The organism is Polaribacter sp. BAL334 (assembly GCF_015767435.1).
Classification (GTDB): Bacteria; Bacteroidota; Bacteroidia; order Flavobacteriales; family Flavobacteriaceae; genus Polaribacter.
In genome coordinates this window covers 253,155-276,531 of the sequence record NZ_JADWOV010000317.1, presented here as the reverse complement: position 1 = coordinate 276,531, position 23,377 = coordinate 253,155, and the positions used below count along the sequence as shown (strand labels likewise).

21 protein-coding genes are annotated in these 23,377 nt (G+C 28.9%); 5 read left to right on the top strand and 16 right to left on the bottom strand.

Features of this window, described 5'->3' with window-relative positions:
- Positions 1-91: 91 nt before the first annotated feature.
- Positions 92-421, bottom strand: coding sequence for a hypothetical protein (locus tag IU405_RS13075; protein WP_197439056.1), 330 nt, complete (start codon positions 419-421; stop codon positions 92-94).
- Between the two features lie 144 nt (positions 422-565).
- Between IU405_RS13075 and IU405_RS13070 the strand changes: the two genes are divergently transcribed.
- On the top strand, positions 566-1,945 hold the full coding sequence (locus IU405_RS13070) for a BspA family leucine-rich repeat surface protein (protein WP_197439055.1): 1,380 nt from the start codon (positions 566-568) through the stop codon (positions 1,943-1,945).
- 218 nt (positions 1,946-2,163) lie between these two features.
- Positions 2,164-2,742 (top strand): hypothetical protein, encoded by a 579-nt coding sequence (locus IU405_RS13065; RefSeq protein WP_197439054.1) that lies wholly within the window; start codon positions 2,164-2,166, stop codon positions 2,740-2,742.
- Between the two features lie 77 nt (positions 2,743-2,819).
- Here IU405_RS13065 and IU405_RS13060 read toward each other — a convergent pair whose 3' ends face one another.
- The 13 genes from IU405_RS13060 to IU405_RS13000 all read right to left on the bottom strand — a co-directional run bounded on the left by IU405_RS13060 (position 2,820) and on the right by IU405_RS13000 (position 17,865).
- Positions 2,820-3,644, bottom strand: a complete 825-nt coding sequence (locus tag IU405_RS13060) for a DNA/RNA non-specific endonuclease (RefSeq protein WP_197439053.1) — start codon at positions 3,642-3,644, stop codon at positions 2,820-2,822.
- A gap of 32 nt (positions 3,645-3,676) precedes the next feature.
- The gene (locus tag IU405_RS13055) at positions 3,677-4,417 is read right to left on the bottom strand and encodes a transglutaminase-like domain-containing protein (RefSeq protein ID WP_197439052.1); all 741 of its coding nucleotides are present in this window, start codon (positions 4,415-4,417) and stop codon (positions 3,677-3,679) included.
- A 2-nt stretch (positions 4,418-4,419) separates the two neighbouring features.
- The gene (locus tag IU405_RS13050; protein WP_197439051.1) at positions 4,420-5,124 is read right to left on the bottom strand and encodes a flagellar motor protein MotB; all 705 of its coding nucleotides are present in this window, start codon (positions 5,122-5,124) and stop codon (positions 4,420-4,422) included.
- Between the two features lie 2 nt (positions 5,125-5,126).
- Positions 5,127-5,879 carry a hypothetical protein gene (locus IU405_RS13045; RefSeq protein WP_197439050.1) on the bottom strand — a complete coding sequence of 251 codons (753 nt, stop codon included), beginning with the start codon at positions 5,877-5,879 and terminating at the stop codon, positions 5,127-5,129.
- A complete protein-coding gene (locus IU405_RS13040; protein ID WP_197439049.1) occupies positions 5,879-7,495 on the bottom strand; it encodes a hypothetical protein in 1,617 nt (538 codons plus the stop codon). Before IU405_RS13040 ends, IU405_RS13045 begins: the two co-directional genes overlap by 1 nt.
- Positions 7,496-7,498: 3 nt before the next feature.
- The gene (locus tag IU405_RS13035; RefSeq protein ID WP_197439048.1) at positions 7,499-8,173 is read right to left on the bottom strand and encodes a hypothetical protein; all 675 of its coding nucleotides are present in this window, start codon (positions 8,171-8,173) and stop codon (positions 7,499-7,501) included.
- Positions 8,174-8,356: 183 nt separating this feature from the next.
- Positions 8,357-11,731 carry a cell division protein FtsA gene (locus IU405_RS13030; protein ID WP_197439047.1) on the bottom strand — a complete coding sequence of 1,125 codons (3,375 nt, stop codon included), beginning with the start codon at positions 11,729-11,731 and terminating at the stop codon, positions 8,357-8,359.
- A 6-nt stretch (positions 11,732-11,737) separates the two neighbouring features.
- Positions 11,738-13,207: a hypothetical protein gene (locus IU405_RS13025; RefSeq protein ID WP_197439046.1), complete on the bottom strand. Its 1,470-nt coding sequence runs from the start codon at positions 13,205-13,207 to the stop codon at positions 11,738-11,740.
- A 3-nt stretch (positions 13,208-13,210) separates the two neighbouring features.
- Positions 13,211-13,627, bottom strand: a complete 417-nt coding sequence (locus tag IU405_RS13020; RefSeq protein WP_197439045.1) for a hypothetical protein — start codon at positions 13,625-13,627, stop codon at positions 13,211-13,213.
- Between the two features lie 2 nt (positions 13,628-13,629).
- Positions 13,630-14,946, bottom strand: coding sequence for a hypothetical protein (locus tag IU405_RS13015; protein WP_197439044.1), 1,317 nt, complete (start codon positions 14,944-14,946; stop codon positions 13,630-13,632).
- Between the two features lie 312 nt (positions 14,947-15,258).
- Positions 15,259-15,957 carry a response regulator gene (locus tag IU405_RS13010; RefSeq protein ID WP_231749724.1) on the bottom strand — a complete coding sequence of 233 codons (699 nt, stop codon included), beginning with the start codon at positions 15,955-15,957 and terminating at the stop codon, positions 15,259-15,261.
- Positions 15,926-17,500, bottom strand: coding sequence for a tetratricopeptide repeat protein (locus IU405_RS13005; protein ID WP_197439043.1), 1,575 nt, complete (start codon positions 17,498-17,500; stop codon positions 15,926-15,928). The genes IU405_RS13010 and IU405_RS13005 overlap by 32 nt, the downstream gene beginning before the upstream one ends.
- Positions 17,501-17,643: 143 nt before the next feature.
- A complete protein-coding gene (locus IU405_RS13000; RefSeq protein WP_197439042.1) occupies positions 17,644-17,865 on the bottom strand; it encodes a hypothetical protein in 222 nt (73 codons plus the stop codon).
- 333 nt (positions 17,866-18,198) lie between these two features.
- On the opposite strand from IU405_RS13000, the gene IU405_RS12995 reads away from it, so the two are divergent.
- The 3 genes from IU405_RS12995 to IU405_RS12985 all read left to right on the top strand — a co-directional run bounded on the left by IU405_RS12995 (position 18,199) and on the right by IU405_RS12985 (position 20,862).
- Positions 18,199-18,927 (top strand): hypothetical protein, encoded by a 729-nt coding sequence (locus IU405_RS12995; RefSeq protein ID WP_197439041.1) that lies wholly within the window; start codon positions 18,199-18,201, stop codon positions 18,925-18,927.
- Positions 18,928-19,217: 290 nt separating this feature from the next.
- A complete protein-coding gene (locus IU405_RS12990) occupies positions 19,218-19,826 on the top strand; it encodes a DUF6088 family protein (RefSeq protein ID WP_197439040.1) in 609 nt (202 codons plus the stop codon).
- The gene (locus IU405_RS12985) at positions 19,813-20,862 is read left to right on the top strand and encodes a nucleotidyl transferase AbiEii/AbiGii toxin family protein (protein ID WP_197439039.1); all 1,050 of its coding nucleotides are present in this window, start codon (positions 19,813-19,815) and stop codon (positions 20,860-20,862) included. Before IU405_RS12990 ends, IU405_RS12985 begins: the two co-directional genes overlap by 14 nt.
- Positions 20,863-21,762: 900 nt before the next feature.
- On the opposite strand, the gene IU405_RS12980 is transcribed toward IU405_RS12985, so the two are convergent.
- Together IU405_RS12980 and IU405_RS12975 are read right to left on the bottom strand one after the other, a co-directional pair.
- A complete protein-coding gene (locus IU405_RS12980) occupies positions 21,763-22,461 on the bottom strand; it encodes a hypothetical protein (RefSeq protein WP_197439038.1) in 699 nt (232 codons plus the stop codon).
- A gap of 649 nt (positions 22,462-23,110) precedes the next feature.
- Entirely contained in the window at positions 23,111-23,311 is a 201-nt protein-coding gene (locus IU405_RS12975) for a hypothetical protein (protein ID WP_197439037.1), read from the bottom strand.
- Between the last annotated feature and the right edge of the window lie 66 nt (positions 23,312-23,377).

The window sequence follows — 23,377 nt, the reverse complement described above, 5'->3', positions numbered from 1 at the left end:
ATATTTTGAAGTAGTTTACATACAAATGAGTATCGAAATTGGTTAACATTTGTAATAATAAATTAAGATTATTTATTTAGTTTTTAATACATTAATCAATAAAAGATGATACTGAATCAATTTCCAACTCAATCAAGTAAATCCCATATTCCATATAATCTTCTGATCCATCAGAAGTTCTAAAAGAGGTAATAATGCCATCTTTTTGCTCTCCAAAGAAGAAAAGTGTAACTTTTGAAAATGGAATAGGTTCCCAAGCCTTTATTTTTTCATCGATAAAATTAAGATCGTATCGCTCTATTTCCAACATTTTTAGAATATCATTTAATTCTAAAAATACACGAACGGTATAATCTTTCCAAGATATTTTATACATCCCATCATACGATAAAGTGAAGTCAGTTACTTTAATTTTTTCCATTGTAATTGTATTTTAAATTTCTACTACAAAGAACTTACATCACTACGTCAAAATATGACGGTTTAGCTTTATTATAAACAAAATAATAAAAAGCATACTGTCAGTTTTATTCTTTTTTCATATTTTTAAACAAAAAATTGAGCTATGAAAAACACACTTTATTTATTGGTCCTTTTTGTTATTGTATCTTGCTCACGAGATGGAATTACAATTCCAGATGAACAAATTCAAAATAATGATAACGACAATGCAGTTTATTTAGATGATAATGGAATAACCATTAAAGCTAAAGATTGGGCAGAAATTGGTGATACTGGTATTATCAATAAAATTACTTATACAATTGTAGATGAATTAATACTCTCAAGAATGATTCTCGATGATAATGATGTTTCTATAGTTTGTACTTCAAGAATAACAGATATGAATAGTTTGTTTTATGGGAAAACAAATTTCAACCAAAACATAAGCTCTTGGGATGTTAGCAATGTTAAAGATATGAATAGAATGTTTAATGGGTGCAGTTTCTTTGACCAAAATATTGATAGTTGGGATGTAAGTAACACTAAAAGTATGTCAGCAATGTTTAATGGAAATTTAAGATTTAATCAAACTCTAAATTCTTGGAATGTAAGTAAAGTTGCAACTATGGATTCCATGTTTAAGGGGTGTATTTTTTTTGATCAAGATCTAAGTAATTGGGATGTGAGTAATGTTGTAGGAATGGGCTCAATGTTTGAAGGATGTACAAATTTTAATGGAAATATCACTTCTTGGAATGTTAGTAAGGTCAATGATTTTAGAAGTATGTTTCAAAACTGCAACAAATTTAATCAAGACGTAAGTAAATGGGATGTGAGTAGTGTTATGTATATGATGAGAACATTTGCTGGCTGTCATGTATTCAATCAAGATATTAGTAATTGGAATGTAAGTAATGTATTATCTACTCAACGAATGTTTAATACATGTTATAAATTCAACTCTGATTTAAACAAATGGGATGTTAGCAATGTTGAGAATATGGAAGGTATGTTTGGGAGTTGTCATGAATTTAATGGGAATGTAAGTTCTTGGGATGTAACCAAAGCAAAAGATATTTCTGTAATATTTTCTAGTTGTTATAAATTTAATAGTGATGTAAGTACTTGGGATATTAGCAATGCTGAATCTATAGGTTCAATGTTTATAAATTGTTATGAATTTAACCAAGACGTCAGCTCTTGGGATGTTAGAAATGTAACATATTTAGGTTCTATGTTTCGAAATTGTTATAAATTCGATCAGGATATTAGTTCTTGGGATGTAAGTAAGATAACATTTATGGACTTCTTTTTAGACGAAACAAATCTTTCATCTACGAATTATGATAAAATTTTATCTAATTGGTCTAAGTTAAGTCTAAAACCTGGTGTTAAATTGGATGCCAAAGGTATTACTTATTGCAATAGCGAATCTGATAGGCAAATACTAATTGATAAATTTAATTGGAATGTTAAAGATGCAGGTTTAAACTGTAATTAATATCAAATTAAAATGCTTAAGCTTAGAAGTGTTCAATAAACTGTGTCATTTCATTTTATTCTACCACTAAAATACGCATTTAAATCATTATGAATAGCAGACCAGTAAAAATTATTTGAATTTCCAGTCATTAACAATAAAATTCAAATCTTAATCTTATTGTGTAATAATATTTTTTTTATTATTTAATAATTATATTTGGTCTTGAAAAAATTAAAATGAAAAAAACTCTTCTACTATTAGTAGCTATTATCTCATTAGCATCTTGCGAATTTAAAAAAGGCAACTCTTTAGAAAAAAAAGAAACTAAATCTGATATAGAAATATCTTCAAAAATCCCAGAAATTACTGAGCAAACTAATGAAGAAAAGGAAAGAAAATTTATATTAGAAATATATTCTCAATTCAAAGAAGAATTTTCAAAATGTGATCAAAATATAGTTGCAGCTTCAGACTTTAATGGTAAAAAGGAATTTTGGAGAATTTGTGAAAGTAAAAAAGGAAAAAAAATAATTATTATTAATTCACAGGAGGATTCTTTACTCTTTGAAGAAATTTATTTTGAGAAAAATGGAGAGTTGATTTATGCACTAGAATCCTCAATGTATATGCCAATTAATCATTTTGCGACCTCACCATGGGTTTGTGAATTTTATTTTAGAGGAGGAAAACTTCTTTATTATGAATCTTTAGGTCATGGAAAAACAGAAACTGATGAATGGGAACCTGAATCAATTTTTGAAATGTTCAAAAATAGGTTGGCTGAACTAAAAAATATTTCAAAAGAAATAGATTGATTTATGCTAAATATTGCAATTAAATGCTATTTATGTATGAAAAGTAAAATTAAAACCTAAAAATTAATTATTAAATTCTAATTTATCAAAATCCATTTTTTTATATCATAATTAGCTTCAGCTTTATCTTGAGCTGATTTATCAAGTTCAAAATAAAAATTAATACCAGTAATTTTTTCAACTTCATCAATAGATGTTGCAAATGAATAAATAGATTTATCTGATTTTTCATTTGGAATCATGAATGCAATACCCTTTGCATTACCATTTTTAAAACTAATAAGTGTTTTAAAAAAGGCTCTTGGAACATTTACTTTATTTGTACCAATTTGATCAATTGGATTATCTAAAATTGGACCTGTAACTACATATATTGAATCATTAAAACTTGACCAATATTCTACTTTTCCCTCAAGAGACTTCCATATACCTCTATTAAAAGCAGCTTTTTGAGGTGATATATTACTTAAAAAAAAACTTTCACTCATTGAATCAAAACTAAAACTCATTGCTTGAGCAGGAGCCAAATGCCCCATATCATAACCACTACCCTTATAATCATCTGGTGACGCGGATTTTGTTTTCACAGAAGGATCTTCTCTGTAATCATTTGTTCTAATAACTTTACTATTGTAATTATTAATTGAAACCTTATAGAAGACCCATTCTGCCTGCTCGTCTTTTTCACTATACGAGGCCATAAAATATTTATGTCTAATTATTTGGTTCGATTTAGAGGTTGGATAATAGAAGAAATTGTTTGAAATAGGCAAAATAACATCAAGATTATCAGTGCTTTTTTCATGGTTTATAATGCCATTTCTTAATTTGGCATTAGCAGATTTCGAAGTACAATTTATAAATTGAATAACAATAAAAAAAAAGAATAATATTTTTTTCACAATAATTTTAATGTTTTAATAATTTAATTCAATTATATATTCTCATAGATTATTATATTTTTAGTAAATTTTTTGTGATTTTCACCTTTAAACCAATCTAAGCTCACCCAAATACCTAATGAATCTTTTCTGAAGTCTAAACCATTTAATAATTCGTTCGATAATTCTTCTTCAGGCAATAGAAATTCTGCAAAAGCATGGCCACTTTCATCATCAAATCCACCAATCATTCTTGACTTTAAACCAATTTGCCTTGCCATTGAAGCCATTAAAATTGCAAAATCATCACAATCACCTGAATATTGATCATTGTATTTTAATGATAGAGTTGCTTCTGCTGACCTCCAAGTATCTTTACCTGTAATAGGATCAAAAATATAATGCCAATTCTTGAAAACATAATTTTGCATTGCTAAAATTTGTTCTAATTGAGAGCCACTCGTATTGAGCTTTATATTTAATTCAGATACTTCCTTTAACACTAAACCTTCAACTTGTATTAAATTTCCAATTACTGGAGGAATTTTACTTTTTATCAATTCTTCATTAATACGATTTTTTTCATTTGGTGATACAATGTCTTCAATATTAATAATTTGAGGTTCCGATTTTTTTATTATTGTATTAGGTTCAGGTATTGTGTTTTTTTTACTTGCCTCTGATTTAGCCATTGCAATTATTTTTGAACGGCCTGATCTAGAACAACTACTACAAGAATTAAAGATAAAAGATGATATTATTAAAGAAATAGTTATTATTAATTTATATTTCATACTTATTTAAATATTTTTTTTTGGGAAGTTTTATTCGCTTGGCTTTTTAAATCTTTATTATTTTCAATATCATTTAAAAATTTACCAACTTTAGATGTTACTTGTATTGTAAATCGTCTGTTATTATTTTCATCTTCCTCATCACGAGAATGGCTGAAATATCCGCTCCCAGCAAGAATTACTTCACACTGAGTTCCTAAACTATTGAAATCAGCACCAATTTCTTTCCAATAATTAAATAAAGACAATGCTCTATTATAGCTTAGATTATATCCCATGTTTGGATTAGATACCCAATTGTTATTAGACCTTTGAGCATTGCCCTCGATTATTAATAAATAATCAATTGTTTTACTTGTATCAATTATACTTTTAACCTTATTAAATAAATTTTTTCCTGCCTTTGCTAGATTTATTCTTGTAGATAAAGGAATATCTATAATATTTGAACTATTTGATTTGAAACGAACATCAATGTTTAATTTGTACCTTTTGTTTACTGTGTCGAAATGATAATAAGTATTGTCTAAATTCTCTATCGCTTTTTGAATATCTTTTATTTCTTTTAGTTGGTTAGCTTGCACTTCAAGTGTGTTTTGTTTGGTTTGAAGAATTGCAAATGAAATTACATACAATACAAGCATTATAAAAAATAAACTAGTCATTAAATCTGCATAACTTACCCAAAAAAAACCTGACTTTTTCATGATTAATCTGTTTTACCAATTTTTGGTACGATCTGTATTATAAACCTTTGATTTTTTGTTTCATTAATAAATAAATTATTTGGATCTCTATCAAATCTACCAACTCCTCCCCATCCATTACCTGAAATTTGTAAATCAACTAATCCATTGTATTTTGAATCTTCAAAATCAATACCTAACTTATTCCAATAGTCCCATAAATAAAAGGCTCTTTTATAGCTTCTATCATATTCTTCAAATAAATTTTCATTTATAAGTTTAGAAGAATAGCCAGCTATAATTAGAAGGTATGAAACATTTTTCATGTTGGGATTTAAGTTTTTTTTACTTATTAAAATATTTATTGTGCTTTCAAGTTCTTTTCCAACAACTGTTATTTTTTTTATAGTTTCTTTGGAATTAATTAAACTATATTCATCAATATTTGTTTTACCTACTTTAAATTTCACATCAAAACTTAAGGTAAATCGTTTATACTTTTCTTCATAGCGAAATAATGAAGAATTTTTTATTAAAGGCTCTAAATTTTTTTCAACATCATCAATTATTTTTGCTTTTTCAGCCTGTATTAGTAGTAATTTTTTATTCTGCTCTAAATCAATTATCAGGGAATCTAATTTTTGATTAACATTATTCAGTTCATTTATTTTTATTTTGAATAAGGTGAATGACACAACATACAACACCAACATTATAAAAAATAAACTTGTCATTAAATCTGCAAAACCAACCCAAAAGAAGTTAGATTTTTTCATTATTTAATTATGTCAAAATACAGTAATAACGAAAAAGCACCATAAATAATGATGGTTACATAAGCCCCTACTTTTAGAACATCAGAAAAGGTATCAAATTTAGATTTTTTAATTTTTTCAATAGAGGGTGCGAATAAATTAGAAGATGTTTTTGCTTCAGATAATTGACTATTCTTATTTGCGTTACCTATTGCAAGAATAATATCTTGACAACTATTTTTAAAGACTTGTGACAAATCAGTCTTTAAATTTTCTAAGCCTTTATCTATACTGCTCAATTGTTGTAATTGATCTAATTGATCTAATTTTTCAAACTTAGGACGGCTATTTTCATAGGCTTGTTCCGTTCTTAGAATTTGATCATCCATTGCTTTGGTAAACTTTTCAATAGACTGTAAAAATGCAGTAGATAGTTTTGAGTCAAAGCCTGCAATTGCCTCATTAAACAAATTAAATTGTTCTTGAGATAATTTTCCTAACTCATTAATCGCTTTAGCCATTTTTGATTCTGTAGCCACTACAGCTTCGTTCACTGCATCACCATATTTTGAAAATGTTTGAATATGGTTATTAAAAAAAGTAGTTGCCGAATTACTTGTCTCTATATTATTCTTAATACCTTCTAAAACAGCATTGATATTTTCGGTAGTTCCTATAAAATGTTGTAATTTTTTTACAAGTTCAGTAGTTCCATTCATGGAATTATTTAACTGATTGTAATAATTTGCAAAATTCTTAAAAGAATCCATCATTATATCTAATTGACCAAACACTTCAACATTAGCAGTTGTAATTTTAGCTACATCTAGCTTGCTAATATCATTAATCAGTTTTTGTTCTCTCTCTATGGTGCTTGAAGTAGTTCGTACTATATAGTCTAGGTGAGTTATTGATTCGATAGTATTTCGAGCAAAAATATCTAACTTATCCGATAGAATGGAAACTTCTGGCAATTTCCCTATTGCCATTTTTGGCATTAACTCCGATTGTAATTTTGATAAAAACTCACTTTTTTCTTCATCGGCCTCAGTCTGTGCGTCTTTATATACTTTAATTGAAAAATACGTCGTTATAATCAGCCCAATTACACTCGCAGACATTGCCCACTTTACTCCATTAATTAAAGGTTGTATAGAATCTAAGGCATTACTACCACCATCAAAAGAAACTGAAAAAAGGCCTAAAATAATTCCAATCATAGTAGCAGCTAACCCTAAATATAAAGGGGCTGGAATTCTATTTTCTATTTGGTTTTCAATCGTTTCAGTATGTTTATCAACAATATCTTTTATTAAATGAAAATCAATAGATGCTCCTTTGTTCTTTATTAAATACACATTTATGTATTTTACAATAGTACCAAGTACTTTGCTATTTCTTTTGTAGTCTAAATATGTAATCGTAATATTTCCTTCTTCTTCTAAATTAGAGAGTATTTCATCTATATTACCAGAGTTGTAAATACTTTTTGTCACATTTTTTTGAGAAATTACTGGAAGCGCATCAAAATCAAAAATAGCACGATATTCAACAATCTTATACCATAATATTCTTGCTAAATTTAACTGTAAAGCAATTATTCCAATAATTATAACAACTTCTATATAAGTTAACATAGTTTAATTAAATTTTATTCTTATTTTCTTTTTCACTACCCAATCTTGACCTTCTAAAACAACCTTACCTTTTTCAACTACCTTTATTCCTTTCGCATCAGGGCTGTATACATTTTCATAATCACAAACAGTTTCTAAATATATGTTAGGAGAATTTAGTGCTCTAGATAAATCCGCTGATTCGATTAAAGAGATTATACCCTCATTTTTATCTTTAGAAACTTCAACAATATAGAGAGAGGTTGTTTTTTTTGATTCACTTTCATCTTCTTTTGCAAATCTTCTTTCCTTAAAAGGTACTGGAAGGTATATTAATGTTTTACTTGTTTTTAAAATATCTAGATTAATAATTATTGGTTTTTCATCTTCCAAAAATGAATTATCAACGTTTTCCATTACCCTTTCTGCTGTTGCAGGCATGTCAGTTATTACTTTCTTTTCTTCATTAAAGCTCTGATTGTTATAGTTTTGATCTCTTAAAGAATCAAGATCTTTAATACATTTTGCATGGGTAATTTTTAAGTTATCATACCTTTCACTTAAATCTTTAATTTTTCTTTCATTTGAGTACTCTTTACTCCTTAAAATAGACTTATAAGACTTTTTATTTCGTAATGTTTTTATTGCTAAAAAAACATTTAAAATAAATGACAATACAAGTAGCGCTTTGATTAACATTTTAGTTTTTTTATATATTATCTTTTATAAAATCATTATTTATTACTGTTACTGAAACCAACAATACTTAGTAGTCTATATTTTATATTTACTAGGTAAAATGAAACGTTACTTCCTCAACATTTTTAATACTTTACCTTAAGGCTTGTCATTTTTTTGATATTTTTATATGAAAAATATGTGTTATTTATTAACGATTTCTCTAGTCAATTCATTTAATTTTCCAATTAGAGGAAAAAAGAACAAAGTTTCACCTAAAGGATCTTCATCAACGGCATCAGATTTTAATTTAGCGATGCCTTGCATTTCATAATCTAATAAATCTAGGGATTTAATTTTATTAAAAATTTCAGAAGAGTTATTTGAAACATCAAATCTGTCCCTGAAATTTTGCTCAATCATTAACTTATTAAATAATTTATAAAAATCCTCCACATTTTTGACAACGCCCTTTTTATAAGAATCATTTAAATCTTTGTATTTTATGGTAGTTTCTGAAATTTTACTTATGCTTTGTACCGAAAGCTCATCAGCATTCCCCGTATTTATCTCTACCAATACTGAGTGATTTAAATCTCCTAAATCATTGTCGACATAAAATCCACCTTTACAAGTCACTTCTTTGGGATTTTCACTTCCTTTTATAGAGATATTAGCCTCGTTTTCATTGTACACATTGTTAAAAATAGCTTCAAAAAGTTTCTTTAGAGCTGTATATTTATTTGTGTCTTGATCAAGAATTTGTAAGGTTTTTGAGCCTGTTCCACTAAATATTAGATTTCTTGGGGTTTCCATCCCTTTTACCTTCATTAGTTGTGCTATGTGATATATTATGGAAGAATAAAATAACAAAAAGATAATTTTAAAATCACCATCATTTGCCAATTTTTCAGAAAAATCTAGATTCTTTAGTTGCTTGTCTTGTATGTTTTTATTCTCATGCAACGAAAAGAAAAAGTTTACTATGTCTTGAGATGACTGGTTATCATTGTACAATTTTTCCAAAATCTCTAATTCAGCTTTTAAGTTGTTTTGAATTAGAATTTCTTTAAAATTAGGGTAGTACTTTTTAACAAAACCATTACTATTAATGCTCCCATTAAAACCATCCCCAAAAATTGCGTTTCCAGCAAATCTAAATGATGAAATTAGCTTTGGTTCGCCATCAGCATAAATCATTATATCCGTTGTACCACCCCCAATATCAATGGAAACTGAAGGTTTAGCCATCGCGTGAATATCTCCTTTTGCTTTATAAAAATAAAATGGAGCAATACTTTCAGGAAAATTAATAAGGTTGTCAGTACTTAACCCATTTCCGAAAACAGTTTTAAAATTATCTTTCCAAATCTTTCTTAATCTGTTTAAATGACTAGTAGACATACTAACAGGATAAAACCAAGATATTTTTGTATTTGCTAAGTTCCCATCGTTTATTAAAACTTTGTTTTTACACAACATTAATAACTCATTAATATAAAGCGATAAGCGAGTATTGCTATCGTTATGATCACTAGCCCATTTTAAATCCGTATATGCCTTTAGATACTTTCTTATTGCTACTTTTTCATAATCAAAACCAGCATTTGCATCAGCAAAAACAAATGTAGGTAGGTTATAATTAACCTCTTTGTTTTGCACCAGGCATGTCCTAAAAGGAGCATTTCTTAATTCATTCTTCCCGAACTTTTTACTAATTACTTCTTGTTTTAAATGTGATTCACCATCGACTACAGCAATGATTTCAGCACCTCTTCTAGGCGTGTTATCGGGCATTAAAAATGCTATTTGCTTATCATTTTCAGAAATATCAAAAGCTTTTTCACTTCCTTGCCCTTCAATTTTATATTCAATATGAGAATTTGTTGTCCCAAAATCAATCGCAAATTCATAATTATCGCCCCCTACACCTCTGTATTTTGGCCAACTAGGTATCAAATAATTCGCAACCTCATTGTATTTGATTTCAACAATATCAAACCTATTCTGAATAATTGTTTGAGATGTTATAAAAGGGCTTTCGGAGCGTTGTTTTTGATTTTTATTAATATTTTGGATGCTGCTTTTTGTGTTAAAAACTTCTAAATCTAACTTATTTCCTTTTTCAGGAGTTACATCAGCTAGTCCTAACGAGTATGTAATGTCTGTTTGATCACTAAATATGAAAGGGAAAATTGAAAATGCAAATGATTTTTCAATAATATTTCCTTTTTTAGGATCTGTTGTATTCGTTGGATAATAAATTTTTGAATATTGAATGGATCCTCTTTTGATTGGAATATTTATAATTACTTCAACACTGCCTAATGCTCTTGCATTGAATTGAATAAAATTACCATTGACTATATCCTCCACACTGAAATAATTGAAAAATAATTTTGTTAATGGCAATAAATATTTGTTTTCACCAACCGTAAAAAATTTGTCTTTGTCAATATCGTAAGGTAATTTTATAATCGTATCGGTTAGAAAATCATTCATTGTTAAGTATGGATAAACATCGCCTTGTTCTGGTAGTGTTCTTTTGTGTAAAGGTCTAATATCTTCAACAGGAACTTTTGTTTCTGGATTCCATATATCAAAAGTATATGTATATCTCAGATTTAGAGGTTCAACTGGAAGTACTAACGGCTTTAGCCCTTCTATTGTTTTATTTGAAGAAATTACTAAATCACTACTTTCTTGAATTTTTGTAGGGTCTAAAACAAATTGTTTTAAAGAAAGGCCATTGATGACCTCCAAAGGTTGACCTGCATTACCATTAAACGTTAAATTTTTCAATGAGTTTAGATATTGATTGGTATTTAAAATCATTAATTCATTATAGAAATTAAGGTCTATTTGAGCTATTATTTTTAAATTTTCTATCAAATAACTATTAAATTCAGGAAAATATGTGTTAAAGTTTGTTGTTTTAGATAGAGCATATAAATACTTTATATATTCTTTATCTCTTTTATATAAGGGATGCAAGCCATCATCTAGCATTACATCATTACCAAATTTAATGTCAATTTCAGTAACCCCTGGCGCAGCGAAGAACAAGGTTCTAGGAGAAGTACCTCCAATAATGTTATGTTTGTATTTTACAATATATAATTTATCTAATTGGTCAAAATTATATTGATTGCTATCTTGTTTTAAAAATAAATCTAAAGTCTTTCCTAAATGTTTTTGTTGATCGTTTCCGTTTAATAGTTTATTTAAACTTATCGTTCTATCCCAAGCTACTAATTTTAAATCATCTTTGAATTTATTGAAATTGAATAAAATTTGCCCAATATCTAACGCATCAGAAATTAATTTATGGTTATCAGAGCCCGTTGCTTTTCCATTCTTTTCAATACCATCTAACCTGCCAGATTCTCCAACCACTTTAAAAGCGGTTCTGACTAAATCTATACGAGCAAATGGGCTAGGAATTGATGTTGGTAACTTCTTACCATCACCTCCATCTGTATTTATACTTTCAATTAATTCACTATTAATTTGTGTTGATGCAAACCAATCATTACCTAATGAACCTTGGCTATGAATTCTAAAAACTTTTTTTGTCATCGTAAATTAATTTAGAATATTATTAATTTGTTCATCTAAAATTTTATCAAAAACTTTGATAAATTTTGATTCCTGTTTTTCTCTATCAAGCTCACCACTTTTAATTAATTTATTTGCTGAACTAATTAAAATATCCCCTGTTGCATGATTTTTTTTGAAGAAGCCACCTTTTGCCACTTGATTACCAATAATAAAATCAAATAATGAATCGTGTTGTTGATTGTCATGAAAAGGCATGAAGGAGATATCATTTGCCTTCATTTCATCTATCCACTCTTTAAAATAATTAAGAAAAGGTGTGAATTCAGATTTGTAAAAATCACTATTATAAAACTCGTTTTTAATACCATTTTCGCCGTTAAAATGACCAGGTGATTTTACTAATTCGCTTAACGATTTTTCAATAAATTTATTTAATAAATATAATTTTGATAATGGAGCTCTTAATTTAACTTTAGCTTCTTGCCCTAAACTGTCAAATTTTAATTTTCCAATTCCATTTTCTATACCAAATTCTCTGATAGTTGTATGAGTACTTTGAGTAGTTACTGGTATATTTTTGACAAAATCAACAATAGCTAAAGCTCCTGCTAATTCAATAAAGTGCGCTTCATTTTTTTGATCGGCTTTACCTTCTGCATATTTCATATTATTATTGGCATTATCACCAATGTAATAAAATGCATTTATTGAATTGTTCTTAAAAATTGCATGTTCATAATAACTCAGTGCCGCTTTTGCTTTGCCGAAAAAAGTAGAAGAATCAATTTCCTTTTCATTGTTATTATTATCAGAAACTTTAAAATATGGCAAATAAGAAATAGCCCCTATATTTGCTATACTAATGATATTTGATTTAGGTCTGCTAGTTTCATTTGTTCTTAAGTTTTTTAGTAACAATGGAAAACCAGAAGCACCCGTTCCACCAAAAATTGAACTTATTATAAAAATGGCATCTCCATCATTAAAAGAATTTGAAAACTCTTGATATTCTTGTGAATCAACAATTTTATTTAAAACAACACTACCAATATTTGGATTCCCTTTAAAACCCACAGTCATATCTGCAGCTATATTTTCCTTGCTAAACAATAAATCTATTAATGCTTTATTATCATCATCCAATCCATTGTAATCTATTGACTCCCCAAATTTTTGTCCACTTCCATCAATACTGAACTTAAAATTATTAGTTAAATTTGGTAGGTTTTCATTCGTTAATTGGGTTAACGTTTTTATTTTTGTTCCGAAAAAAGAATTATTTTCCCCTGCTTTGTGAACAATATTTTGGTATTTCGTTAATATATTAGAAGTCCTCTCTAAATCACCATTTGCTGTATCTGGATCAATGATAATTGGAACTACAACATCAAAATTATGATCTAATTTTACTCCAGACGCCAATAGCATTGTTAATGCTTTTATCACTCTAGAACCCGTGCCTCCAATACCGAAAACATATAATTTATTTGCCATAATTTAAAAAGGATTTTTACTATTGTTTGTGCTAAGTTGTCTGAATGGTATGATTGACAAAACAAAAGCGATAATCACGCTATACACAAAAGAAATCATACTCATTTGAAATATAAAATAATCACCATCTGGTGATTGTCCGATTCCTAAATGCTGAATTATTTCAACATTATTGTACAATATTGATGACGTTGCTACGTATGATAAAATCCCTATACCTAACAAACTAATCAACCATTTCAACTTTGAAGCACTTATAGGATCCCAAAACTTGTAAAAAACAACAAGCACTATTGTTGTGATGATTATCATTAGCCAACCTATCTTACCATAATCTAGATTATTGTATACTGCATTAAGTAGTTCTTGGTACGTATCCCAATTAAAAAAAAACTCAAAAAGTGTTGCAATTTCATTCATAGTTAATCTGCTTTAATTTTTATTTTAATTTTAAAAAAGTCTTCCTTATTACCCACTTTTTTATATGCTTTTGAAATCCCAATCATTAAACGATCAAAAGCAAATGTAGTATTGGTATCTTTTTTAATATTGCAATCGTTATTTGTGCCTGTATTTTCAATCCATTCAGGAAAGTTAATGTTAAGACTTAAGTTTAAATCGCCATAAATTTTTTCTTTTGCTTTTACAACTATGATATATGTGTACTTATATTTCCCTTTTTTATTTTGTGCATCAATCCATTTATAAGATTTATTAGCCTTGTCTAAATCACTCACTTTTTTTATTTCTTCAATGCTATAACCAGTATTATCCTCTATTGAATAATTTGATGTGCTCACTAAATAAGATTCTGGAATTGATGTTTTAGAATAGTCTACTGCTATCCCAAATTGAAGGTAATTATCTTTTAGGAGCCCCCCTCTTTTAGAGAATTTTACTGCATCCCCTATCTCTTTAACTATTGGAGTTCGGTTAACTTGTTTAAAATCACCTTGTTTTTCCTCTCCTTGAGTTAAAACTGTGTAATTTACGCTCAAGTCTTTTGTAATCATAAATCTCGCTTGATCTTCATGACCTTCTAAATCATCAATAATAACAATGTCTTTAAGTGCTTTATTGATTACCTGTTTATTTCCAAATAAAAAAATATAATATGGTCTAATTTGGTTGATTTTAATTCCTTTTTGGCCTGACTTACACAATTCAGAGAAATAATATGTTCCATTAAAATCAGATGTCATTTTTAAAACAACTGTTTCTATTTCGTTTATTTTTAGTGCGTCTTCATAAGCGTCTTGAATATCTACTTCAACATCTGCAATATTGCCGTCTTTCATTGAATAAATTCCGTCAGTTACAACAATACTTAAATTGTTGTTTGAAGAATTCTTAATTGCATTTGTGAAAATAAATTTATGATCAGAGTTTTCAGTACCAGGTGTTTTAATTTTATTGACATCTCCTCTAATTTTATCTAGTATTTTATCTACTTTATACTCCTTTGTGTTTACAAAGTAGGTTTGCAAATTATCACCTTCAACTCTGTGAAGAATTCTTCCCATTGATTGACGAAAATTCGCCCCATTCAAATATCCATTCATAGAACCGGAGTTTTCAAAATAGAAATTAATTTTATTAATATGTATTTGGCTATTTACTACCTTAACCTGCTTTACAGCTTTGTTACTAATATCACGAGCCTTATCTGATTTACAAGCAATTGTAGTAATTACACAAAAAAAGAGTAATATTAAACTAGAGAGATTTTTTTTATTCATTTTTTTAAAATATCAAATTCTTTTAAATAGTTTAGTTATTTTTATTAAATAAGTACACTTTTTACTTACGATTTACAAATTTGAAGTAAATGGCTGTTCATGATATCAGTTTTTAAATTGGTTAATTAATAAACCCAAACTTACTTCTTAAAAGAAAAAAAACCTTACGGTTTCCCGTAAGGTTTTTCAATAGCAATTCCCCTATTTAAATATCCCCCTAAAAATCTAAAATAGAATCTCCACAAAAATAACTTCCTTATAAAAAGTAATATTACGGATAACCGTAATGAAAGAGAATAAAATGAAAAGAGTTTAAATTAAACCTAAATCTTTAACAATCGCCACTAAGTGAATGGCATTATTTGCTTTGAATTGAATGCGAAGTTTATTCAATCGTTTTTCTATAGAGCTTAAACTACTTGGAGATCTATTTTCATTTTTAAAATGTGCGCTAATTTCCTCTTGAGAAAGTCCATTAGATAACAATTTTATCAATAAAATATCATAATCGTCTATTTCTTGGTCATTTTTAGGACTCAATGCTTGCCTTAATTGAGGCGATACATACGTCTCATTGTTAAAGACAGCCTGTATGGCATTTTCCAACTCCACTAGACCTTGTCTTCCTTTGCATACATACCCATTTGTTTGATGTCCATTCATTAAAAAACGAACCTTTTGCAGTCGGTCATCTACAGAATACACAATAATTTTAAGTTTTGGGTACTCTTTTTTCAGCGCGATAATTAACGCTTCACCAGAGGTGTATTTTTGCTCTCTGTGGTCTTTTACAAAGGATAAATCAGTGATAAATAAATCAAAAGGCTCTAAGTCTAATTGTGCCCTTTTAATTTTAAGACAAGCGTCATCACAATATTGTACATGCTCTGCATGTTTAATTTTCAGACTTTTAAGCACAGATAACACCCCTTCATTGGTGCATTCTAAATCATCTGAAACTAATACTTTTTGAAACATGCTATACTGTAATTTTTGCCTTAAATCCCTCATTAGGATAAGATTCAAATATAATTGTTCCATTGATAGCTTGTATACGGTTTTCCGTATTTAGCAAACCATTCCCTTTTTTAAGAACACAACCCACACCATTATCGCTGTAATTGATGGTTAATTTTTCAGTCTGATCAAAAGCTAAAACCACGATAGAGGCTTTACTGTGCTTTTTCATATTTGTCATTAATTCCTGCAAGATTCTATAAATAACCGTTTTTTTCTCATTTGAAATTGTTAGCCAATCAACTTTAGAACTATTTTTTGTAATTACATTGATGGTTTCGCTTTTATAATTTTCTAACAAATCTTTAACCAATTCATCAAAATTTTCACGAACATCAATCGCACTATTTTCCTTTGAAATCTCTCTAGTTTTGGTATAAATATCCTCAAGGTCATCTAGTACTTTATCATCATTTCTATTCTTTTGCATTTTTATCATTACATGATAGAGGTCGTTTGCAACTTCGTCATGTACTTTTTTAGAAATACGAGTTTCGGTTTTATAAACCTCTAATAACTTTTCTTTTTTATGACGCGTTTTTAAAATAAAATACAAGAATATCGAACCAATGAGTATCAACAAACCACCAAATAAATATAAAAGCTTGAACCTTTTTTGTTTCTCTTCCTCAAGTTGAGTTTTGGCGAGTTTCAGTCTAGCATCGTCCGCTTTTCTTTTTTCTTCATTGTAATCGTATTGCATTGATGCAAAGGTATTTTCGTCTTTTTGTTTTGCCATGCTTATACTATCACTCAACTTTTTATAGGCAATCACTTTTACATCAGTATCAGCATTGATTAAAAGTGATAAGGATTCTAATGTATAGGAGGGGTTTTTGGTTTTTATGGAGATATCATGCGCTTTATTTGCGTAATAATCGGCCATTTTCGTGTTTTTTTGTGCAACAAAATACTCAGATAAATGCTTATAACTCACAAAAAGTTCGTCAATATTTTGTTCATGTTCTCTGATTTGTAAAGCATCTAACATATGAGGCAAAGCATCCTCTAAATTCAGTTTCGATTTGGCAAAACCCAAATTATCTAAAGACCTAGCAATATCAAGTTTGTTTTCAAATTGTAGACTATTTAGATATACTTTTTTAAACTCATCAATGGACAGTTGATATTTTTTTTTCTTTAGATACGTATTTGCTTTATTGTTGTGTACAATATTAATGACTTGAGGATTCTCTGCAATTTTTAAGATTCTATCATAAAACTCTAAAGCTCTATCATAATTTCCCAATTCGTATGCAACAATACCTAAATGATTGAAAACACCAATTTTTGCTTCAGTAGTAGTTGAAGAAGTCTTCATCTTTTCAAGTAATTGCAAAGCAGATACAGCTGTTGCGTCACTTTTGTGAAGTCTCCCAAATTTATATTCGATACTTGCGAGAATTCGTAAGTCAAAAATAATATTTGAGGTATCTTTTTTTTGCTGATTCTCTTCTTTATGTTGATTGAAAAAAAGGTATACTTTTTTAAAATCTACATTTTCTTTCGCATTGATATAGAGATTGTAATAATGCACTAAACTATCATTTGTTTGCTGTGCCTTCGCATTTTTAGGAGAAAAACAAACAAATAAGAGACTAAAAAAGAGGGATGAATTTTTTATCAATTTCATCCCCCTAAAGTAGCAACTAAATTTGATTCATAAAACTATTTTTAATGTCAACCATTTGTGGGAGGTGTTGGAGGAGGAGGAGGAGGAGGAGGAGGTATTTCTCCATTCCCATTACAACAGGCTTGAATCTCATCTAAAACTACTTCACCTTCATTATTTACAATATCGAAATCATCACTTTCAGAACATGAAACCAACGATAAGTTCAGGAAAATTGCAAGTGAAATTAAAATTATTTTTTTCATTTTATTATTTTTAAAATTGGACATGAGTGTTCCAGTCCGAGTTTTATACTCAGTTTTTATGTTGACTAGGAACACGTTAACAATGAAAGAGACGTCTCTCTTTTTGTTGGGAAGTTTGGAGTAAAGAGTAAAAAAGTGTTATGTACTTCCCAGTTTCATAAAACAGTTTTACTCCTCCAGATTTTAAAATTGATGCTATCTATTCATGTTTTTTTTTAATAGAAAAATCAATTCTAATACAAATGAAAAAAGAATCCATTGTATCAAATGGAAATAAAATGGAATGTATTTGGAAACTAAATGGAAAATTATTTCCATTTAGTTTTGTAACTTAACAACCTTGAAAATGTATCAGCAATGCATAAAAAATTGATAGTAAAAGCTTTTGAAAAAGCTAAAAAAGAAGAAGAAAAAAAGACGGGAATTGTGGCATCAAAAAATAGACTTTCGGAGATAATTTCTGAGGTTTTATGGAACGATTATAAATGTGTTTTTGGAGATAAAAGTTTACGAGTTCTTTATGATAAGGCAAAAAGAAATGATGAAGAAGTTGTAGAAATCAAGCAAATGAAAGTAGTTGATTCTTTATGTAAATATGTAGGTTATGAAGATTATATTGATTTTGTAAATAAAAATTCCGATTTAAAAACTAGTGTTGAATTATCAAGAGATAAAAATGGAGTTGATAAAATAATTAATCTTATGAATAAAAATAAGGTTTCTTTAATTTTAGGAATACTTTTGATTGTTGTATTTTTCATTTTCTCTAAAAAGCAACAACGATGGATGATATGGGAAAATAATCAATATATTGAAGTTGAATTTGACAAAGAAAAGTACAATTTAGATGAATTAGAGATGTATGATGAAGAGAGTATTGCAACGTTTAAAAAAGTTGAACCAAGTTGTGATATAGTATTTTTTGATAAAGAAGGAAATGTGAAAATTTGGTACGGAAAAAATTTAAAAGGAGAATTAGAGATATTTACAACTTTAGGTGTACACCCTGAAACTGGAAAAACATTGAAGCCAATTTCTAAATATATGATTAAGAAATATATTTGTCCAGAAAAGGGTAATGATTGAATCAATTTTTTGAAAGGCCTAATTAGAAATGAGGTTGATTGTTAAGACTACTTTGTTGAATAATAGACACTATCCCCAAAAGTGTGTAAATCAACTATTTTATTCCATATTCCGATATGGAATAAATGTCTCATTAAAAATAGCATCCAGTTTCAACTCCCTCCCCAAAGTGGAGTGCTGGGGAGGGGATTATTTTTGTAACAAATATGGTCTAATTTTGTCACAAAATTAGGATACATTTTGTCGCAAATATTTACTAAATTTGCGACAGAATTAAAAATAAAAAACAAGTGCAAAGCATTGAAAAACAAATAGAAAAGTCAATAAAAAGCAAGCCGAAAGGAACTTTGGTTTTGCCTGACGATTATGTGAGTTATGGAACATCAAAAGCCATTCAAAAATCCTTGGAACGCTTAGCGGATAAACAAGTTATTGTACGAGTGGCTCAAGGCATTTATGTACGCCCTAAAATAAGTAAATTGATTGGTGCTTTAGTCCCTTCAGCCGAAGAAGTCGCAGAAGCCATTGCCAAGCGTGACCGAATAAGAACAGTTCCTACAGGAAGCTATGCTTTAAACGCATTAGGGTTAAGTACGCAAGTGCCAATGAATATTGTGTTGCTTACTGATGGTTCACCAAGAGAAATAAGAGTAGGCAAACGAAAAATAAAGTTCAAAAAAACCACACCCAAAAATCTTTTGGCAAAAGGTAAAATCAGCCGATTGGTCATTCAAGCATTAAAAGAAATTGGCAACGGAAAAGTAACCGCAGAAGAAGAGAAGAAAATAATTGAACTTCTAAAAAAGGAAGAAGTAAAAGACTTAAAACACGACATTACACTAGCGCCAGTTTGGGTTCAAAAAATAATGATGAAAGCAATAAGCGATGGCAAAAAATAATTTTTATACAACAGACAAAGCAGAAAAAGAAGCTATTTTCAATGCCATTGCTAACGAAAAAGGGATGACACCTTTTGCTGTAGAAAAAGATTGGTGGGTAAGCCGCACTTTAGAAATTATTTTCCAAATGAACATCGCCAAACATTTGGTTTTCAAAGGAGGAACTTCTTTAAGCAAAGCTTGGAAATTGATAAACAGATTTTCTGAAGATATTGATCTAGCAATCGATAAGGAGTTTTTTGAAGGGTACAGTGGAGATATTTCTAAATCTAAAATTTCCAAATTAAGAAAAGAAGCGGGTATATATACCACTGGAATATTCTTCGATGAATTACAAGAAGAATTTAAAACAAAGGGGTTTTATGACCTAGATTTTATGGTGATAGAAGCAGAAGATAGCGACCATGACCCAAGAGTTATTGAAATCTTCTACCCTAATATCATAGCACAACCTTCAGAATACATAAAACCTCGTGTTCAAATAGAAGTAAGTTGTAGATCATTAAGAGAGCCATTTACCGTAAAATCATTTGGCGCATTGGTAGATGAAGTATATGCTGATAAAGATTTTGCAGAACCGTTATTTGACATACCCACAGTAAATCCCGAACGTACTTTTTTAGAGAAAGTTTTCTTGTTACACGAAGAATTCCATCGTCCAGCAGAAAAAATACGAGTAGATAGATTAAGTCGCCATCTTTATGATATATACAATTTAACTAAAGCAGGAATTGCAGAAAAGGCAATAAACGATAAAGAGCTTTTTGAAACCATAGTAGCGCACCGTTACAAGTTTTCAAGGGTGGGCGAAGTAAATTACAACCTACACAACCCAAAAACTTTAAATGCTATTCCAGTGGCAGAAAAAATAGAGGAATGGAAAATCGATTATGCCAAAATGAAAGAAGATATGATTTACGAAGAAAAGAAACCATCCTTTGAAGACCTAATAAATAATTTGGAGGAATTAAGAAACAAACTACAAGCATTGGATTGGGCATTTGAACTTACATTTCCAATCCCAATTTCGATTTGAAATCGGTGATATTTTAGTCATTTTAAAATCTAATCCGTTATTGTGGATATAAGGCTCAAATCCTTGATACTAAAACTTTTTAAGACTAGTATTCTAAATCAAAGCGCCTCTAAGTTTTTTATTTTAAAGCAACGCAAATAATAAATTTATGTAAATCGTCAGCAAAAAGTATACTGATTTACAGTAAATTTTAGATGTAATTTTTGTTATGGGATTTCTAATAATTTGAAATTAATGTATATTTTTCTTTAACCAACGATTTCACTTTTTGGAAATCGATTTTCTTCTAAAGCTATCAGACAATTTCCAATAGTCTCTTAGGGGGCAAATTCTTAAATTTTGGAAAATTATTTCAATTTGACATTCCTTATTGATATTGAAATATTTTAATTAAAAATACTAAAAAATTTGTTTTTGTAGAACCAAAAACCTAGTTTTGTAAAGTCAATTTTTAGGCTTAAAAAGCGGTTGACCTATAGGTGTACCTATAGAAAAGTTTAAGTTCTGAAGTATAAATTTACTAGTGATATTAAAGGGTAAAACTACCTCTTTCTCCGCATAACAAAAACCCTATCTAATGATATTCATTAGTTAGGGTTTTTTATTTATGTGAATTTATCTACTATGTTGGAAAAACCGTTCACTATGACACACTTTGTAGGAATGACATTCTAACTTTGCGGAAAATGCGAAAACTTAAAGATTTTCATTCGTAATTATATATCCAATATTAATTACATCAGCTAAACATCAATTTAGTAGTAAGATTTCTGCGAATTAAAAAACGGAGATTTTTTGGTTATAACAAATAGTTTGTTAAATGTTTGCTATTTCAATCTTAGTTTAAAAGTAGGTGATGCTCATCAGACAGGAAATGATGAGTAAATATTTCAAATGCCTTTAACAGATTAACAACAATCGTTTCTGCCCATTTTTTTCTTTTGGTGCTCGATGAACACAAGGAAGTACTTTACTTTTAGGGTGCTCAATAGCCAATCTGTATACATTGCCTAAACCTAATTTTATGGGTTGTGCCTCAGGCATCGCCAGATAGTGCAAATCAAAGAAATTTTCACTTAAAAAGGATTCAAAATCTTCCTCTGCTCCCTGGTATATTTTTTTAAGCTCCTCACGTATTTCGGGAATACGTATTTTTTGTTGGGCTTGAGAGTTTGGTATTATTTCACTGGATTCGCCATAGTAGGTGCATAAAATGGTGTTGACTGGAATTGGAGCGCGATCAACATGAAAAGAATAAACATCCGTAGGAAAAAAAGGGTAGCTATCATCTCTATCATAGTACTTAATGAGATTAAGTGTTGGAGAGGCACCAAGAGCTTTTAAGGTCTTCAAATCATTTAAAAGAATTTCACGAGCAAGCTGTCCCTGTTCACTCAACTCAAGTTGAAGAAGATCTTTTGGATGAAGTTCAGCTATATTTTCGTTGAACTCTAATTTACGTACAATCTCAGAAAAATCACCTACCAATTCTCGATTCCAACAAATCGCATTCATTTTTCCATAAAATGAAGCGGAAATAAAGTCTTGAAAATTGGTAACGTATTGTATTTGATTTTCTATATGAGCTGTTTTTTCCATAATGGGTATAAGTGTCAAGTTTAAAAAAATGGCTATAGCTTACATTGTTTTTTAATCATATAATTTATCAACCATATGAGTTCTTTTAAAATATAAACATACGTGAAATTTTTTCTATTGTGAAATTAAATCTTACATCTTATACTGGGAATTAATTGACAAAAACTTCTTTTTAATGGAAAATTAAGCTCAATCCAATATTGAAAATTGAATCTAGTGGAAAATAGATAATTTTATTTTTATTTCTTATGTATGTTGGAAATAATCAGCAATAAACAGTTTAAGATTCTTTATAATGGAGTAAATCGTTAGCAAAAAGTGTACTGATTTAGACAAAAACTAAGAAAGTCTTTTTAAAGTAAATCATTAGTAAAAACACTGATAGTGGAATTAAGTTGCGATTCCGAGCTATCACCTGTATGGGCTTATATTATAGTACCATCGGGTATGTTTTGTACAATCCATTTCACACGTCCATAAAGGTCGTAACTGTAGCAAGTTTGGGAAATAACATCACTAAACTCTTCCTACTTATTGTAAGTAGTTGTTCAGGGATTCAAAGTCGGGTCAAACTCAGGGCAAAGTAAGGGCAAAGTAAGGGTTCATTACAGGTTATAGCATAAGTATAGCGTTCTTATAACGTAGTATATTATGGGTTATAGCGTTTCATACCCAATACATCCTTTAGTAGTTTACTGTATAAAGCCATGCGTAAATTATAGTATCTTCTATCTATCAAAGGAATAATCGATTTGACAATACTGATATTGAGTTCAAAAAAAAGCTGAATTTCTTGATATATTGTAGCTACATAATTTCGAATTTCTTCGGTAAAACAATCAATGAGCATTCTTCAAAAAAATAGTAATTCTAATAAAATCTTAGTGATTTTTGAAACAGTTTTTTACCTACATTT